The following is a 15,926-nucleotide window of genomic DNA, read 5'->3' as shown; positions in this document are numbered from 1 at the left end:
ACATGAACAGCACGACCGAACGTCAACTGCAGCGCCTGGCGCCCTGGGTGGTGCCAGTGGCCCTGATCGTCGCCTGGCAGCTGGCGGTCAGCAGCGGCCTGCTGTCCAGTCGCATCCTGCCGTCGCCGGCGGCGGTACTGGAAGCGGGGTGGAGCCTGGTCAAGAGCGGTGAACTCTGGCAACACCTGGCCATCAGCGGCTGGCGCGCCGGCATCGGCTTCGCCATCGGCGGCAGCATCGGCCTGGCGCTGGGCTTCATCACCGGGCTGTCGAAATGGGGCGAGCGGCTGCTCGACAGCACCTTGCAGATGGTGCGCAACGTGCCGCACCTGGCGCTGATCCCGCTGGTGATCCTCTGGTTCGGCATCGACGAGTCGGCCAAGCTGTTCCTGGTGGCCCTGGGGGTGTTCTTCCCCATCTACCTCAACACCTACCATGGCATCCGCAACGTCGATCCGGCGCTGGTGGAGATGGCCCGCAGCTACGGCCTCTCCGGGGCGCGGCTGTTCTGGCACGTGGTGCTGCCGGGCGCCTTGCCGGCCATCCTGGTGGGGGTGCGCTTCGCCCTCGGCCTGATGTGGCTGACGCTGATCGTCGCCGAGACCATTTCCGCCAGTTCCGGCATCGGCTACCTGGCAATGAACGCCCGGGAATTCCTGCAAACCGACATCGTGGTGCTGGCCATCCTGCTCTACGCCATCCTCGGCAAGCTGGCGGATCTCGCCGCCCGCGGCCTGGAGCGTGCCTGGCTGCGCTGGCACCCGGCCTATCAGAAGGGAGCCCGCGCATGACCAGTCTGCAAGCCGTTCCGCCGCTCTCGCGCGGCATCGCCCTGAAGCTGCAACAGGTGGTCAAGACCTTTGGCGAGCGCACCGTGCTCCATGGGATCGATCTGGAGATCCCGGCCGGCCAGTTCGTCGCCGTGGTGGGCCGCAGTGGCTGCGGCAAGAGCACCCTGCTGCGCCTGGTGGCCGGTCTCGACCGCGCCAGTGGCGGCACCCTGCTGGGGCAGGACGAGCCCCTGGCGGAGCACCGCGAAGACACCCGGCTGATGTTCCAGGACGCACGCCTGCTGCCCTGGAAACGCATCATCGACAACGTTGGCCTGGGCCTCAGGGGTGACTGGAAACCGCGGGCGCTGGAAGCCCTGGCGGCGGTCGGCCTGGCCGATCGCGCGCAGGAGTGGCCCTCGGCGCTGTCCGGCGGCCAGAAGCAGCGGGTGGCCCTGGCCCGCGCCCTGATCCACCAGCCGCGCCTGCTGCTGCTGGACGAACCGCTGGGCGCCCTGGATGCCCTGACCCGCATCGAGATGCAGCAGCTCATCGAAGGCCTCTGGCAGCGTCATGGCTTCACCGTGCTGCTGGTGACCCATGACGTGGGCGAGGCGGTGGCCCTGGCCGACCGCGTGGTACTCATCGAAGACGGCCATGTCGGCCTGGATCTCGACGTCAACCTGGCACGCCCCCGGGCCGCCGGCGACGCCCAGCTGGCCCGCCTGGAAGCCGAGGTGCTGGCCCGGGTGCTGCAGCAACCGCTCAACCCCGATCTACCCGAAATCGTGCAACCCCTGCCCACGCAACTGCGCTGGGCCTACTGATCGTACATCCGAGGAGTTCTGCCATGACCATCAAGGCCATCAACGTTCGCAACCAGTTCAAGGGCACCATCAAGGAAATCATCGAGGGCTCGGTGCTCTCCGAGATCGACGTCCAGACCGCCGCCGGCATCGTCACCTCCGTCATCACCACCCGCTCGGTCAAGGAGCTGGAGCTGGTGGTGGGCAGCGAGGTGATCGCCTTCGTCAAATCCACCGAGGTGTCCATCGCCAAGCTGTGATGGGAGCCGGTGGTGAGGAAACCCGCCCTGGTGGCGGGTTTTTTGTTGGGGCTTCGGGGCGTTGGGCTTCGCTGGCGCTCAACCCAACCTACGGGTGAGCGCGAGGGCGCGGATTGGGTTGAGCGCAGCGAAGCCCAGGGTATTCCAGGTTCGAGAGGGCAAAAACGCCAACGCCCCGGCTGAGCCAGGGAAGCGCCTGGGGCCGGGGCGTCGTGAAAGATTCGGAAGGGCAGGGATCAGGCGACGCGCAGGCCCTGGCTCGACCCCAGCTTCGCCAGATGGATCAGGCCTTCTTCCCACTGCCGGTGCCCGGAGCGGGTGTTGATATGGCCGGCACCCGGGAGGATGTCCAACTCGCTGCCCCAGGCCTGGGCCAGGACTTCGGCCCGGGGGAGGCTGATGGCGTGGTCGTTGTCCGAGGTCACTATTCTGGAAGGGAAGGGCAGTGGCTGCCGCGGCAAGGGCGCAAAACCCATGAGTTCCGCCGGGCAACCCGGGCGCTCGACGTCGGCCGGTGCCACCAGCAAGGCCGCCAGCACCCGCTGCCGGCGCGCCACCGGGGCGCTGGCCGCCCAGCGGGCGACGGTCACGCAGCCCAGGCTATGGGCGATCAGCACCACCGGGGCGCCGGCCTGGGCGATGGCCGCATCCAGGGCGGCGACCCAGCGCTGCGGATCGGGGTGTTGCCAGTCCTCCTGTTCGACCCGCCGGGCATCCGGCAAGCGGCGCTGCCAGTGGCTCTGCCAGTGATCGGGGCCGGAGCCTTGCCAGCCGGGAAGGATGAGATAGCGGGTCATGGCGGTGCTCCGCGGGCAAAAGGGGAGCGTTGATAGTGCCGGCGGTTGATCCGCAGGAGAAAGAATAAAAGGCGTTTTGGTTATGCCCGGAGCTCAGGCTTCGACTGGCCGCGGTAGACCCGTAGGTTGGGTTGAGACAGCTCTATCGCCGAAGCCCAACAAGGCCGGTATCGAGTTGCCGTTGGGCTTCGCTGGCGCTCAACCCAACCTACGAAGGCGCCCTGGCTGGACTACTCGTTGCGCCCCAACCGCTCCACTTCCTGCAACCAGCGCAGCCGCTGTTCCTCGTCCGCCGCCCGCACGGGCGAGTACTCATGGACCTGCAGCACCTGGATGCCACAGGCCTCGAGGCCTTCCTGAATGCCCTGGCGATGGGGGGCCTGGTTGCGCAGGCGCTGCCAGGGAGAAGGTGGGGTGTCGGAGGTGACCAGTAACTCGGCGCTGCGGCCGGTCAGCAGAGGCTCGCCGCCCCAGGTCTGGTCGCGCTGGGCAAAGGCAAAGCCCGGTTGCAGGACGCGTTCGAGAAAGCCCGCCAGCACCGCTGGCAGGCCGTTCCACCACACTGGGTAGATGAATACCAGGTGCTCCGCCCAGTGGATCTGGCGCTGGGCTTCCAGCAGGTCCGGCTCCAGTGTCTGGGAGAGGTCATAGCCCTCGCGCAGCACCGGATCGAACTGGGCGTCGGCCAGTTTGAGCTGGCGCACCACCTGGCCGCTGGCCTGGGCGCCCAAGACATAGGCGTCGGCCAGCGACTGGCAGAAACTGGTGCGCTTGGGATTGCCCTGGATGACCAACAGGCGCCGGCCATCTCCCTCTAGCGGCGTGGCGCCGCGGGCCTCACCCACGGCCACCGGCTTCCAGCATGGTTTCCGGGCGTACCCACTGATCGAACTGCGCGTCGGTCAGATAGCCAAGCTCCAGCGCGGCGGCGCGCAGGGTCTTGTTCTCGGCATAGGCCTTCTTGGCGATCTCGGCGGCCTTGTCGTAGCCGATGTGCGGATTGAGCGCCGTCACCAGCATCAGCCCCTGTTCCAGGTGCTCGGCCATCTTGTGCTCGTCCGGCTCCATGCCGGTGACGCAGTGGGTGTTGAAGTTGCGGCTGCCATCGGCCAGCAGGCGGATGGATTCCAGCACGTTGTGGGCGATCACCGGCTTGTAGACGTTGAGCTGCAGATGGCCCTGGCTGGCGGCGAAGCCGACGGTGACATCGTTGCCGATCACCTGGCAGGCCAGCATCGACAGGGCCTCGCACTGGGTCGGGTTGACCTTGCCCGGCATGATGGAGCTGCCCGGTTCGTTGGCCGGCAGCTTCACCTCGGCGAAACCGGCGCGTGGACCGGAGCCCAGCAGGCGCAGGTCGTTGGCGATCTTCATCAGCGCCACGGCCAGGGTCTTGAGACCACCGTGCAGGGCCACCAGCGGTTCATGGCCGGCGAGGGCGGCGAACTTGTTCGGTGCGGTGACGAAGGGCAGGCCGGTGAGTTCGGCGATTTCCTTGGCGATGGCTTCGTCGAAGCCCTTGGGCGCATTGAGACCGGTGCCCACGGCGGTGCCGCCCTGGGCCAGTTCCATGACCGCCGGCAGGGCGTTGCGGATGGCGCGCTCGGCCAGATCCAGCTGGGCGACAAAGGCCGACAGCTCCTGGCCGAAGGTCACCGGGGTGGCATCCATCATGTGGGTACGACCGGTCTTGACCAGGTTCTGGTAGCGCGCCGATTGCAGCGCCAGGCCGCCCGACAGCTCGGCGATGGCCGGCAGCAGGTCGTTCTGTACCGCCAGGGCAGTGGCGATGTGCATGGCGGTGGGAAAGCAGTCATTGGAGCTCTGGCCGCGATTGACGTGATCGTTGGGATGGACCGGCTGCTTGCCGCCCATGCCGTTGCCGGCCAGTTCGTTGCTGCGCCCGGCGATGACCTCGTTGACGTTCATGTTGCTCTGGGTGCCGCTGCCGGTCTGCCAGACCACCAGGGGAAACTGGTCATCGTGGAAGCCGTCGAGGATCTCGCTGCTGGCCTTCTCGATCAGGGTGGCGACGTCTTCCGGCAGTTCGCCAAGGCGCAAGTTGACCCGTGCGGCCGCCTTCTTCACCGTCGCCAGGGCATGCACCACCGCCAGCGGCATCTGCTGGTTGCCGATGGCGAAGTTCTCCAGCGATCTCTGGGTCTGGGCACCCCAGTAGACGTCGTCGGCTACTTCGATGGGGCCGATGCTATCGGTTTCGGTACGGCTCATGGCGGTCTCCGCATATAGAAGTGTGGGTCCAGCTAACTTGGGCAGCAGGTTAGCGCCAGGGTTCACAAATGGGAAGTATTCTCAACTTTACGGCGGTCCTCGATAAGTTCAGGCCAGGTTCAGCCGCTCTGTGGCACACTCGCGGTCCATTTTCAGCCTCCTGAAGGATGCCCATGAAGAAGACCCTCCGTACGCTTGGCGCCGTCGTTGTGCTCGCCAGCGCCAGCAGCTTCGCCCTGGCCGATGCCAAGAGCCACGCGGCCGACGCGGAGCGCTTTCTCAAGCTGGCCAACGCCGACAAGCTGACCACGCCGGTCTACGCCCAGGTCCAGCAGCTCTTCGCCCAGCACTTCGAGCAGGCCAAGTCGCCGGCCAAGAAAGCCGTGCTGGAAAGCTACACCGCCCGCGCCAACCAGGCGCTGGACAGCACCATCGGCTGGGAAAAGATCAAGCCCGAGATGGTCAAGCTGTACACCGACAACTTCACCGAAGACGAGCTGGAGGGCCTGATCAAGTTCTACCAGTCCGATCTGGGCAAGAAGATGATCGCCACCCTGCCGCGCCTGTCGGCGCAGTCCGCCCAGCTGACCCAGGCCAAGCTGGAGCAGGCGGTACCCAAGGTCAACGGCATCCTCGCCGAGATGGACAAGGAGCTGGGCGTGAAGCCGCCGGCCGGTGCCGAGAACGCACCCCCGCCCGCCAAGCGCTGATTCAGCCTTGCCACAAGGCCCGGACCCGTTCCGGGCTTTGTCGTTTCCGGGCGGTGCCCAGGCTCGCTAGAATGACCCCTCTCACAGTCGAGGTATCCCCATGAGCATGCGCGAACGTATCCAGTCCAGCCTGGGCCTGTTGCAACCCGAGCACCTGGAGGTGCTGGACGAGAGCCACATGCACAGCCGCGGTCAGGAGACCCACTACAAGGCGGTGGTGGTCAGCGAGCACTTCGCCGGCCTCAACGCGGTGAAGCGCCACCAGAAGGTCTATGGCACCCTGGGCGAACTCATGGGCCAGTTCCATGCCCTGGCGCTGCACACCTATACCCCCGAAGAGTGGGCGGCCCAGGGCCAGGCACCGGATTCGCCCACCTGCCGCGGCGGCAGCAAGCACGACCTGGCGGGCTGATCTCAGGGCGCCATTGTTCAGCACCGCGCTAATTGGTTAAAATTTGACCGCGCCGGCACCCTTGCCGGCGTTTTCGTCAAAGAACCTGTTTCACGACCTCGCGAGCTAGAGACAAACAAGGCGAAAAGGGCTGAGGAAGCGGAGTTTACGAGGGGTAAATGAGCATTCCGAAGACCTTTTCAACGCGGTTTGGCCGACGCGCAGCAGGTCATGAACAGGTTCTAACCGGTCCGCCCTTTGCGAGGGCGACCCCTGGGAACTCGAAGATGACCGACAAGATTGTCGTGGCGGCCTTGTACAAGTTCGTCACCCTGGACGACTACGTCCAATTGCGTGAACCCCTCCTGCAGACCCTCCTGGCCCATGACGTCAAGGGCACCCTGCTGCTGGCCGAGGAAGGCATCAACGGCACCGTCTCCGGTAGCCGCGAAGGCATCGATGCCGTGCTCGCCTGGCTGCGCGCCGATGCGCGCCTGGTCGACATCGACCACAAGGAATCCTACTGCGCCGAGCAGCCCTTCTATCGCACCAAGGTCAAGCTGAAGAAGGAGATCGTCACCCTGGGCGTGCCCGGTGTCGATCCCAACCGCCGCGTGGGTACCTATGTCGAACCCCGGGACTGGAACGCCCTGGTGGACGATCCCGAGGTGCTGGTGATCGACACCCGCAACGACTACGAGGTGGGCATCGGCAGCTTCAAGGGTGCCATCGATCCCCAGACCAAGAGCTTTCGCGATTTCCCGGCCTATGTTCGCGAGCACTTCGATCCGGCCCGGCACAGGAAGGTCGCCATGTTCTGCACCGGCGGCATCCGCTGCGAGAAGGCGTCGAGCTTCATGCTGCAGGAAGGCTTTCCCGAGGTCTTCCACCTCAAGGGCGGCATCCTCAAGTACCTCGAAGAGGTGCCCGCGGCCGAGTCGCGCTGGGAAGGCGAGTGCTTCGTCTTCGACAACCGGGTGACCGTGACCCATGATCTCGCCGAAGGGGTCTATGACCAGTGCCATGCCTGCCGCACGCCGGTCTCGCCGGAAGACATGCAGTCAGCGCATTACAGCCCCGGCATCAGTTGCCCGCACTGCTGGGATTCGCTGTCGGAAAAGACCCGCGCCGGCGCCCGCGAGCGGCAGAAGCAGATCGAGCTCGCGCGCCTGCGCAACGAACCCCATCCCATCGGCCGCGATCCGCGGCTGAACGCCCTGCCCAGCCCCGAGGAGGCCTAGGATGCCCGGTCGCCTGCTCTATGTGATGGACCCCATGTGCTCCTGGTGCTGGGGCTTCGCGCCGGTGGTCGAGCGCCTGGCCGAGCGAGCGGCCGCCCAGGGCATTCCCCTGCACCTGGTAGTGGGCGGCCTGCGTCGCGAGCGGGTGGCCCAGGACACCGCCAGCCGGGTGCGCACCCTGGCCTACTGGCAGGCGGTGCAGGAGACCACCGGCCAGCCGTTCGCCCTGGACCAGGGGCCGCCGGAAGGCCTGGTGTACGACACCGAGCCGGCCTGCCGCGCCCTGGTCGCCGCCCGCCAGCTCGACGAAGAGGCCGTCTGGCCGCTGGCCAAGCGTATCCAGCGGGCCTTCTATGTCGAGGCCCGCGACGTTACCCAGCCGGCGCTGCTGGTGGAGCTGGCCGAAGCCTGTGGCCTGCCGCGCATCGAATTCGCGCCGCTATTCGACGGCGAGCCGGCGCACCAGGCGACCCAGGCCGACTTCGACTGGGCCTTGAATCTGGGTATCGCCGGCTTCCCCACGCTGCTGGCCGAGCGTGATGGTCAGCTGGCGCTGGTCACCAACGGCTACCAGCCGCTGGAGGAACTGGAACCGCTGCTGGACGCCTGGCTCAGCCGCGGCGCGCACCCGGCGTGAGTCTGGTCATCGACGAGCATCTGACGCTGCCCGAGCAGGAAATCCAGCTCACCGCGGTTCGCGCCCAGGGTGCGGGTGGGCAGAACGTCAACAAGGTCTCCAGCGCCGTCCACCTGAGATTCGACATCCAGGCCTCGTCGCTGCCGGAAGCGCTCAAGGAGCGGCTGCTGGGGCTGCGCGACGGCCGTATCAGCCGCGACGGCGTGGTGGTGATCAAGGCACAGCAATACCGCACCCAGGAACAGAATCGCGCCGACGCCCTGGAACGCCTGGCCGCGCTGATCGCCACGGCCAATGTCCAAGAAAAGCCGCGGCGTCCGACCAAGCCCACCTACGGCTCCAAGCAGCGCCGCCTGGAAGGCAAGTCGCGCCGCAGCGGCCTCAAGGCCAGTCGCGGGCGGGTGGATTTCTAGGCGGCGCAGCCTGCGCTAGCGCACCACGATCAGCGCACTGCCGGCGGCTTCCAGCATGTTGCGGGTGTTGCTGCCCATGAAGAAGTGGCGCAGGCGGGAGTGGCCGAAGGCGCCCATCACCACCAGTTCCAGGCCGTGCTGCTTGCGATAGCGCTCGAGGCCCAGTTCCACGTCGCCGTCGGTAATGGCGGTGGTGACCGTGCGGCCCCGGGCCCTGAGTTCGTCAGCGGCGCGGGCGAGGGCGGCGCGGCGTTCTTCGCGGTCGCGGCCGACGGTCACCAGATGGCAGGCCAGGCCGTCGAACAGCCGGCAGGTGGCCACCCAGGTCACCGCCTTGCGCGCGCTGTTGCTGTCGTCGTAGGCCAGCAGCACGCCGCTGGGTTTGACGAACAGGTGGCCGGCCACCAGCAGGGGGCGATGCAGGAGGCGGATGGCGCTTTCCAGGTGGCGGCCGATCAGTCGCTTGGGCGGACTGTCCTCGCCCTGGCGGCCCAGCACGATGAGGTCGAAATCCTCCTGCAGACTTTCCAGCGAACCTATCAGGTCACCATGCTGCAGCACGGCTCCGGCGCAGCGCGCCTGTTGCTCCTCCACCCGCAGCTGGGCCGCATCGAGCAGCAGCCGACCCTGGTCTTCCGCCAGGGTGCCGCGCTGGGCATCCAGCGCCGCCAGCTCGGTCAGCAGGTGCTCGCGGTTGACCAGCAGGGGCGGCGTGGCCTGGCCCGGCCGCGGAAAGCGGCGCTGATCCAGCACGTGCAGCAGGGTGAGCGGGGCATCCAGGGTGGTGCCGGCCCAGGCGGCGAAGTCGCAGACGGCGGCGCTGACGGCCGAGCCGTCGAGGCAGGCGAGGATCTTGGACATGGCCGCGGGTCTCCGGGAGCAGGACATTGCTGGGAGAGACCCGGGCGCGCCGTTGCGGGTTCAATCGTCGAGGGCGAGCTCGTCCGTCATGCCGCCGCGGCGCAGCAGCTGCTTGCAGCGCTGGGACAGGTGCAGCACCCGCACCCGCTTGCCGGCCTTGGCATAGCGTTCGTGCAGGGTGCGCAGCGCGGCCACGGCGGAGTAGTCGACGAAACTCAGGTGGCGGCAGTCCACCACGACCCTGGCGGGGTCGCCGGCCGGATCGAACTGGTTCAGGAAGGTGGCGGTGGAGGCGAAGAACAGGGTGCCGTGTACCTGGTACCTCTTGCTGCCGTCGGCTTCCAGGTGGCTGTCGGCATAGAGCCGGCGGGCGTGCTGCCAGGCGAAGTTGAGCGCGGCCAGGACGATGCCGCAGAGCACCGCGGTGGCGAGGTCGGCGAAGACGGTGATCACGGTGACGGCAATGATCATCAGCATGTCGCTGCGCGGCACCCGGTGCAGCACCCGCAGCGAGGCCCAGGCGAAGGTCTGCTGGGCGACCACGAACATGGTGCCGACCAGTGCCGCCAGCGGAATGCGCTCGATCAGCGGCGAGAGAAACAGCACGAACAGCAACATCAGTACGCCGGCGACCACCCCCGACAGCCGGCCGCGGCCACCCGAACTCAGGTTGATCATGGTCTGGCCGATCATGGCGCAACCGCCCATGCCGCCGAACAGCCCCGAGGCCATGTTGGCCGCGCCGAGGGCCACGCACTCGCGATTGGGCAGGCCGCGGCTCTCGGTGATCTCGTCGGTGAGATTCAGCGTCAGCAGGGTCTCCAGCAGGCCGACCAGGGCCATCAGCACCGCATAGGGCAGGATGATCTGCAGTGTTTCCAGATTCCAGGGGATGTCGGGTAGCGCCAGTTGCGGCAGGCCGCCGGCGATATGGGCCATGTCACCCAGGGTGCGGGTGGGCAGGTCGAGGAAATGCACCGCCAGCCCCACGCCGAGGATGGCGGCCAGCGCCGGCGGCACGGCGCGGGTCAGTCGCGGCAAGAGCCAGATGATGGCCATGGTCACGGCGGTCAGACCGATCATCAGGTACAGCGGCGTGCCGCTGAGCCAGGTCTCGCCCTGCTTGAAGTGTTCCAGCTGGGCCAGGGCGATGACGATGGCCAGGCCGTTGACGAACCCCAGCATGACCGGATGCGGCACCATGCGGATCAGCTTGCCCAGGCGCAGCAGGCCGAAGCCGATCATCAGTAGGCCGCCGAGCACCACCGTGGCCAGCAGGTACTGCACACCGTGCTGTACCACCAGGGCGATGATGACCACCGCCATGGAGCCGGCGGCGCCGGAGACCATGCCGGGGCGGCCACCGAAGAGGGCCGTGAGGGTACAGATGAAGAAGGCGCCATAGAGACCCATCAGCGGATTGAGGTGGGCGACCAGGGCGAAGGCGATGCACTCGGGCACCAGCGCGAAGGACGTGGTGAGACCGGCCAGGAGGTCGGCGCGGGGAGAGACACTTTTCATGGCGTATCCAGAACGGGCGACCGCACGGCGGGGCGCGATCGCGGAGAGACGACAGGGCAGCAGGACTCGGGTACAGGCCGCAGCGGCAGTACCAGGGGAGGGGTGGCGCTATGGCGGCGTCGGCAGGTGCTTGGACATGGTGAGGGGTCCGCAGGCAGCGCGAGGAAAGTTAGCGAGCTTAGCATGACTTTCCGGGGCTGCCGAGTCGCCGGGATCGCCGGACCGCTCTACTGGATACCTTTCGCCGGGCCCTGGCCTTGCGCACCCGCTCACCGAGTGGCGGCTGGCCGGCGCTGATCCGCTGCCAACGGCAGGGTACCCGGCCGTGCTGGATCCCAGGCCATGCGTCAGGCCACGGCGGCTCAGGGGACGGAAGGCCGACTTCCATTGATCGGCGACAACAGCTGAGCGCTCGATAAGCCAGGCGGTTGGGTTACTCTCTGTGCAGGGTTCGGCTACGCACCGGACCCAGCCTGAACGAGGATAAGAATCGTGGATATGAACCGTCGGCAATTCTTCAAGGTCGCTGGAGTCGGCCTTGCGGGATCCAGCCTGGCGGCGTTAGGTATGGCTCCCACAGCCGCCTTTGCCGACCAGGTGCGCCATTTCAAACTGGCGCACACCGTGGAAACCCGTAACACCTGTCCCTACTGCTCGGTCGGCTGCGGCCTGATCATGTACAGCATGGGCGACCGGGCCAAGAACGTGGCCCAGAACATCATTCACATCGAGGGCGACGCCGACCATCCGGTCAATCGCGGCACCCTTTGCCCGAAGGGCGCCGGCCTGCTGGATTTCATCCACAGCCCCAATCGCCTCAAGTACCCTGAAGTCCGCAAGCCCGGCAGCAACGAGTGGACCCGCATCAGCTGGGACGAGGCGCTCGGGCGCATCGCCACCCTGATGAAGGAAGACCGCGACGCCAACTTCATCGCCACCAACGACAAGGGCCAGACGGTCAATCGCTGGTTGACTACGGGCTTCCTGGCCGCCTCAGCGTCCTCCAATGAAACCGGTTATCTGACGCACAAGATCGCACGGAGTCTGGGCCTGCTGGCCTTCGACAACCAGGCGCGCGTTTGACACGGCCCGACGGTGGCAGGTCTTGCCCCGACGTTTGGCCGTGGTGCGATGACGAATCATTGGAGCGACATCAAGAACGCCAATCTCGTCCTCATCATGGGCGGCAATGCCGCTGAAGCCCATCCGTGCGGCTTCAAATGGGTCACCGAGGCCAAGGCGCACAACAACGCCCGGCTGATCGTGGTCGATCCGCGTTTCACCCGTTCCGCCTCGGTGGCGGATTACTATGCGCCGATCCGCACCGGCAGCGACATCGCCTTCCTCGGCGGGCTGATCAATTACCTGATCACCCACGACAAGATCCAGCAGGAGTACGTCCGCAACTACACCGACGCCGGCTTCCTGGTGAAGGAAGGCTTTACCTTCGAGGACGGCCTGTACAACGGCTACGACGCCGAGAAACGGACCTACACCGACAAGGTGAACTGGGGCTATCAGATCGGCGACGACGGCTTCGTCAAGATCGATCCGACCCTGCAGGATCCGCGCTGCGTCTTCCAGCTGATGAAGCAGCACTACAGCCGCTACACCCTGGAAGTGGCCAGCCAGACCTGTGGCACGCCGACCGACGCGATCCAGAAGGTCTGGGCCGAAATCGCTGAGACCTCGGCGCCCGGTCGCGTCATGACCATCCTCTATGCTCTGGGCTGGACCCAGCACTCCATCGGGGCGCAGATCATCCGCTGCGGCGCCATGGTTCAGCTGCTGCTGGGCAACATCGGCCTGCCGGGTGGCGGCATGAACGCCCTGCGCGGTCACTCCAACATCCAGGGCCTCACCGACCTGGGCCTGCTGTCGATCCAGCTGCCCGGCTACCTGACCATCGGTGGCGACGGCGAGCAGGATTACAACGCCTTCATTGCCCGCCGCGCCAGCAAGCCGCTGCGCCCGGGACAGATGAGCTACTGGCAGAACTACGGCAAGTTCCACGTCAGCCTGATGAAGGCCTGGTACGGCGACAAGGCCACCAAGGACAACGACTGGTGCTACCACTGGTTGCCCAAGGTCGACGTCACCGGTGCCGGCTATGACGTCCTGCGCTACTTCGACATGATGGGCAAGGGCCAGGTCAACGGCTATGTCTGCCAGGGCTTCAACCCCATCGCCGCCTTCCCCAACAAGGCCAAGGTGATGCGCGGGCTGTCCAAGCTCAAGTGGCTGGTGATCATGGACCCGCTAGCCACCGAGACCTCCGAGTTCTGGCGCAACCACGGCGATCACAATGATGTGAACACCGCGGAAATCCAGACCGAGGTGTTCCGCCTGCCCACCACCTGCTTCGCCGAGGAAGACGGCTCCCTGGTCAACTCCAGCCGCTGGCTGCAGTGGCACTTCAAGGGCGCCGAGGCACCCGGGGAAGGGCGTAGCGACATCGCCATCATGTCCGAGCTGTTCCTCAAGCTGCGCGAGGCCTATGCGAAGGAAGGCGGGGCCTTCCCCGATCCGATCCTGGGGCTGTCCTGGCCCTACGCCAAGCCCGAGGAGCCGGCGCCGGAAGAACTCGCCAAGGAGTTCAACGGCTATGCCGTCACCGATGTGCTGGACGCCAAGGGCGCGGTCTCGGCCAAGGCCGGTCAGCAGCTCGCCGGCTTCGGCCAGTTGATGGACGACGGCAGCACGGCGTCGGGTTGCTGGATCTTCTGCGGCGCCTGGACCGAGCAGGGCAACCAGATGGCGCGGCGCGACAACAGCGATCCGTTCCACATGGGGCAGACCCTGGGCTGGGCCTGGTCGTGGCCGAACAACAGACGCATCCTCTACAACCGCGCCTCCTCGGATCTCAGCGGCAAGCCCTGGGACCCGAGCAAGAAGCTGGTGTGGTGGAACGACAAGGCGCAGAAGTGGGGCGGCACCGACGTGCCCGACTACAAGATCGACGCCAAGCCGGCCGACGGCATGAGTCCCTTCATCATGAATCCCGAAGGGGTGGCGCGCTTCTTCGCCCTGGACAAGATGGCCGAAGGGCCCTTCCCGGAGCATTACGAGCCGTTCGAGACGCCCATCGGCGTCAACCCGCTGCATCCCAACAACCGCAAGGCGCTCAACAGCCCGGCGGCGCGGGTGCTCAAGGACGACTGGGCGGACTTCGGCGATCGCAAGGACTTCCCCTATGCGGCCACCACCTACCGCCTGACCGAGCACTTCCACTACTGGAGCAAGCACTGCCGCCTCAACGCCATCATCCAGCCGGAGCAGTTCGTCGAGATCGGCGAGGTGCTGGCCAAGCAGAAGGGCATCGCCGCGGGTGATCTCGTGCGCGTCACCTCCAAGCGCGGCCACATCGTCTGCAAGGCGGTAGTGACCAAGCGGATCCGTCCGCTGCAGGTCAACGGCGAGACGGTGCACCACGTCGGCATCCCCATCCACTGGGGTTTCTCCGGTGTGGCGCGGATGGGTTACCTGGCCAACACCCTGACCCCCTTCGTGGGTGACGGGAATACCCAGACGCCCGAGTTCAAGTCGTTCCTCGTCAACGTGGAGAAAGCGTGATGGCCAGCCAAGATATCTACGCCCGCTCCGCGACCACCACGACCTATACGTCGGTGCGCACCCAGGCGGAAGTGGCCAAGCTGATCGATGTGTCCAAGTGCATCGGCTGCAAGGCCTGCCAGGTCGCCTGTTCGGAATGGAACGAGTTGCGCGACGAGGTGGGCCACACCCACGGCACCTACGACAACCCGGCGGACCTCACCGCGGACTCCTGGACGCTGATGCGTTTCACCGAGCACGAGGACGAGGCCGGCAAGCTGGAGTGGCTGATCCGCAAGGACGGCTGCATGCACTGCGCCGAGCCGGGTTGCCTGAAGGCCTGTCCGAGTCCGGGGGCCATCGTCAAGTACGCCAACGGCATCGTCGACTTCAACCAGGACCACTGCATCGGTTGCGGCTACTGCATCGCCGGTTGCCCCTTCGACATCCCGCGGATCTCGAAGAAGGACAACAAGGCCTACAAGTGCTCCCTGTGTTCGGACCGGGTCGGGGTCGGCCTGGAGCCGGCCTGCGTGAAGACCTGCCCGACCGGCGCCATCGTGTTCGGCACCAAGGACGCCATGAAGGAGCACGCCGCCGAGCGCATCGTCGATCTCAAGAGCCGCGGCTACGAGAATGCCGGCCTGTACGACCCGGTTGGGGTAGGGGGCACCCACGTCATGTACGTGCTGCACCATGCCGACCAGCCGCAGCTGTACAACCACCTGCCCAAGGATCCCACCATCAGCCCCACCGTGGGCCTGTGGAAGGGCTTCACCAAACCCCTGGCGCTGTTCGCCATGGGCGCGGCGGTGCTGGCCGGTTTCTTCCACTACGTGCGTGTCGGCCCCAACCGGACCGATGACGACGACGAAGTGGTCGAGGCGCCGCCCCGTCACGAGGGCGATGCGCCCAGGGGCGAGGTCAAGCAGCTGAGTCCGTCCGTGCAGATCTTCGATCCGCACGACAAGCAGCCCTAGCAGGGGCACGCCCCCGGTTTGGCCGGGGGCGTCCTGGGAGATCGAGATGAAACCTGAAATCCAGCGTTACAACGCCAACGAGCGGACCAACCACTGGATCGTGGCGATCCTGTTCTTCATGGCCGGGCTGTCGGGGCTGGCGCTGTTCCACCCGGCGCTGTTTCCCCTGTCGAACCTGTTCGGCGGCGGCACCTGGACGCGCATCCTGCATCCCTTCATGGGCGTGGCGATGTTCGTGTTCTTCGCCTTCCTGGTGATCCGCTTCTGGCGGCACAACAAGATCGGTCGCGAAGACGCCCAGTGGCTCAAGCAGATCAACGACGTGCTGAACAACCGCGAGGAGAAGCTGCCGCCGATCGACAAGTACAACCCCGGGCAGAAGATCCTGTTCTGGGTACTGCTGGCCTGCATGCTGGTCCTGCTGGTCAGCGGCGTGGTCATCTGGCGGCAGTACTTCGCCCACCTGTTCCCCATCCCGGTGATCCGCCTGGGCGCCCTGGCCCATGCCGTCGCCGCCTTCGTGCTGGTGCTGTCGATCATCGTGCACATCTATGCCGGGATCTGGATCAAGGGTTCGGTGACCGCGATGATGACCGGCTGGGTGAGCCGGGCCTGGGCCAAGAAGCACCACTCGCTGTGGTACGAGAAGGTCACCCGCGAGAAGAAGTGAGGTGTCTCTGCTGTTGGGCTTCGCTGCGCTCAACCCAACCTACGGATGAGGGGCGCGGGCTTTCTCCCGCGCACCGATCTGACAC

Annotated in this window: 16 protein-coding genes; 11 read left to right on the top strand and 5 right to left on the bottom strand. The window is 66.3% G+C overall.

The window, feature by feature from the left end:
- Positions 1-2 precede the first annotated feature (2 nt).
- Genes ssuC through QE393_RS14190 form a run of 3 tightly spaced genes read left to right on the top strand, consistent with a single transcriptional unit; the run spans position 3 to position 1,836 of the window.
- Entirely contained in the window at positions 3-791 is a 789-nt protein-coding gene (gene ssuC / locus QE393_RS14200; protein ID WP_273808018.1) for an aliphatic sulfonate ABC transporter permease SsuC, read from the top strand.
- The gene (ssuB, locus tag QE393_RS14195; protein ID WP_273808017.1) at positions 788-1,597 is read left to right on the top strand and encodes an aliphatic sulfonates ABC transporter ATP-binding protein; all 810 of its coding nucleotides are present in this window, start codon (positions 788-790) and stop codon (positions 1,595-1,597) included. The genes ssuC and ssuB overlap by 4 nt, the downstream gene beginning before the upstream one ends.
- 23 nt (positions 1,598-1,620) lie before the next feature.
- Positions 1,621-1,836 carry a molybdopterin-binding protein gene (locus QE393_RS14190; RefSeq protein WP_010795839.1) on the top strand — a complete coding sequence of 72 codons (216 nt, stop codon included), beginning with the start codon at positions 1,621-1,623 and terminating at the stop codon, positions 1,834-1,836.
- A 236-nt stretch (positions 1,837-2,072) separates the two neighbouring features.
- Here the strand turns inward: QE393_RS14190 and QE393_RS14185 are convergent, their stop codons facing one another.
- The 3 genes from QE393_RS14185 to QE393_RS14175 all read right to left on the bottom strand — a co-directional run bounded on the left by QE393_RS14185 (position 2,073) and on the right by QE393_RS14175 (position 4,865).
- Entirely contained in the window at positions 2,073-2,633 is a 561-nt protein-coding gene (locus QE393_RS14185; RefSeq protein WP_310044159.1) for an alpha/beta hydrolase, read from the bottom strand.
- Positions 2,634-2,863: 230 nt separating this feature from the next.
- A complete protein-coding gene (locus QE393_RS14180; RefSeq protein ID WP_273808013.1) occupies positions 2,864-3,484 on the bottom strand; it encodes an NAD(P)H-dependent oxidoreductase in 621 nt (206 codons plus the stop codon).
- On the bottom strand, positions 3,471-4,865 hold the full coding sequence (locus tag QE393_RS14175) for a class II fumarate hydratase (RefSeq protein WP_310044157.1): 1,395 nt from the start codon (positions 4,863-4,865) through the stop codon (positions 3,471-3,473). The genes QE393_RS14180 and QE393_RS14175 overlap by 14 nt, the downstream gene beginning before the upstream one ends.
- A gap of 173 nt (positions 4,866-5,038) precedes the next feature.
- Between QE393_RS14175 and QE393_RS14170 the strand changes: the two genes are divergently transcribed.
- The 5 genes from QE393_RS14170 (at position 5,039) to arfB (ending at position 8,257) form a co-directional block, all read left to right on the top strand.
- Positions 5,039-5,575: a DUF2059 domain-containing protein gene (locus QE393_RS14170; protein WP_133862822.1), complete on the top strand. Its 537-nt coding sequence runs from the start codon at positions 5,039-5,041 to the stop codon at positions 5,573-5,575.
- 100 nt (positions 5,576-5,675) lie between these two features.
- Positions 5,676-5,987 carry a BolA family transcriptional regulator gene (locus QE393_RS14165; protein ID WP_187980128.1) on the top strand — a complete coding sequence of 104 codons (312 nt, stop codon included), beginning with the start codon at positions 5,676-5,678 and terminating at the stop codon, positions 5,985-5,987.
- A 266-nt stretch (positions 5,988-6,253) separates the two neighbouring features.
- Positions 6,254-7,207 (top strand): rhodanese-related sulfurtransferase, encoded by a 954-nt coding sequence (locus QE393_RS14160; protein WP_310044154.1) that lies wholly within the window; start codon positions 6,254-6,256, stop codon positions 7,205-7,207.
- A 1-nt stretch (position 7,208) separates the two neighbouring features.
- Entirely contained in the window at positions 7,209-7,844 is a 636-nt protein-coding gene (locus QE393_RS14155; protein WP_310044152.1) for a DsbA family protein, read from the top strand.
- Positions 7,841-8,257 (top strand): alternative ribosome rescue aminoacyl-tRNA hydrolase ArfB, encoded by a 417-nt coding sequence (gene arfB / locus QE393_RS14150; RefSeq protein WP_405046252.1) that lies wholly within the window; start codon positions 7,841-7,843, stop codon positions 8,255-8,257. Before QE393_RS14155 ends, arfB begins: the two co-directional genes overlap by 4 nt.
- Before the next feature lie 15 nt (positions 8,258-8,272).
- Here arfB and QE393_RS14145 read toward each other — a convergent pair whose 3' ends face one another.
- Together QE393_RS14145 and QE393_RS14140 are read right to left on the bottom strand one after the other, a co-directional pair.
- The gene (locus tag QE393_RS14145) at positions 8,273-9,118 is read right to left on the bottom strand and encodes a universal stress protein (protein ID WP_273808006.1); all 846 of its coding nucleotides are present in this window, start codon (positions 9,116-9,118) and stop codon (positions 8,273-8,275) included.
- 60 nt (positions 9,119-9,178) lie between these two features.
- Complete coding sequence (locus QE393_RS14140; RefSeq protein ID WP_310044150.1) at positions 9,179-10,639, bottom strand: SulP family inorganic anion transporter; 1,461 nt, start codon at positions 10,637-10,639, stop codon at positions 9,179-9,181.
- Between the two features lie 492 nt (positions 10,640-11,131).
- Here QE393_RS14140 and fdnG point away from each other — a divergent pair, with 492 nt between their 5' ends.
- From fdnG to QE393_RS14125, 3 genes are read left to right on the top strand one after another with little or no spacing between them, the layout of a single operon-like run.
- Positions 11,132-14,212 carry a formate dehydrogenase-N subunit alpha gene (fdnG, locus tag QE393_RS14135; protein WP_310044148.1) on the top strand — a complete coding sequence of 1,027 codons (3,081 nt, stop codon included), beginning with the start codon at positions 11,132-11,134 and terminating at the stop codon, positions 14,210-14,212.
- The gene (fdxH, locus tag QE393_RS14130) at positions 14,212-15,171 is read left to right on the top strand and encodes a formate dehydrogenase subunit beta (RefSeq protein WP_273808003.1); all 960 of its coding nucleotides are present in this window, start codon (positions 14,212-14,214) and stop codon (positions 15,169-15,171) included. The genes fdnG and fdxH overlap by 1 nt, the downstream gene beginning before the upstream one ends.
- A gap of 46 nt (positions 15,172-15,217) precedes the next feature.
- Complete coding sequence (locus QE393_RS14125; protein ID WP_132831718.1) at positions 15,218-15,841, top strand: formate dehydrogenase subunit gamma; 624 nt, start codon at positions 15,218-15,220, stop codon at positions 15,839-15,841.
- The last annotated feature ends 85 nt before the right edge of the window (positions 15,842-15,926 follow it).

The sequence above is a fragment of the Pseudomonas sp. SORGH_AS_0211 genome, from assembly GCF_031453455.1.
Lineage (GTDB): Bacteria > Pseudomonadota > Gammaproteobacteria > Pseudomonadales > Pseudomonadaceae > Chryseomonas > Chryseomonas aestiva.
This window is presented reverse-complemented; position numbering and strand designations above follow the sequence as displayed.

Excerpts from the sequence above, each read along its gene's own strand:
- QE393_RS14190 (WP_010795839.1), top strand. The coding sequence starts at position 1,621 with ATGACCATCAAGGCCATCAACGTTCGCAACCAGTTCAAGGGCACCATC.
- QE393_RS14165 (WP_187980128.1), top strand. The coding sequence starts at position 5,676 with ATGAGCATGCGCGAACGTATCCAGTCCAGCCTGGGCCTGTTGCAACCC.
- QE393_RS14140 (WP_310044150.1), bottom strand. The coding sequence starts at position 10,639 with ATGAAAAGTGTCTCTCCCCGCGCCGACCTCCTGGCCGGTCTCACCACG.
- QE393_RS14155 (WP_310044152.1), top strand. The coding sequence starts at position 7,209 with ATGCCCGGTCGCCTGCTCTATGTGATGGACCCCATGTGCTCCTGGTGC.
- ssuB (WP_273808017.1), top strand. The coding sequence starts at position 788 with ATGACCAGTCTGCAAGCCGTTCCGCCGCTCTCGCGCGGCATCGCCCTG.
- QE393_RS14170 (WP_133862822.1), top strand. The coding sequence starts at position 5,039 with ATGAAGAAGACCCTCCGTACGCTTGGCGCCGTCGTTGTGCTCGCCAGC.
- QE393_RS14160 (WP_310044154.1), top strand. The coding sequence starts at position 6,254 with ATGACCGACAAGATTGTCGTGGCGGCCTTGTACAAGTTCGTCACCCTG.
- QE393_RS14145 (WP_273808006.1), bottom strand. The coding sequence starts at position 9,118 with ATGTCCAAGATCCTCGCCTGCCTCGACGGCTCGGCCGTCAGCGCCGCC.
- QE393_RS14125 (WP_132831718.1), top strand. The coding sequence starts at position 15,218 with ATGAAACCTGAAATCCAGCGTTACAACGCCAACGAGCGGACCAACCAC.
- fdxH (WP_273808003.1), top strand. The coding sequence starts at position 14,212 with ATGGCCAGCCAAGATATCTACGCCCGCTCCGCGACCACCACGACCTAT.
- QE393_RS14175 (WP_310044157.1), bottom strand. The coding sequence starts at position 4,865 with ATGAGCCGTACCGAAACCGATAGCATCGGCCCCATCGAAGTAGCCGAC.
- QE393_RS14185 (WP_310044159.1), bottom strand. The coding sequence starts at position 2,633 with ATGACCCGCTATCTCATCCTTCCCGGCTGGCAAGGCTCCGGCCCCGAT.
- ssuC (WP_273808018.1), top strand. The coding sequence starts at position 3 with ATGAACAGCACGACCGAACGTCAACTGCAGCGCCTGGCGCCCTGGGTG.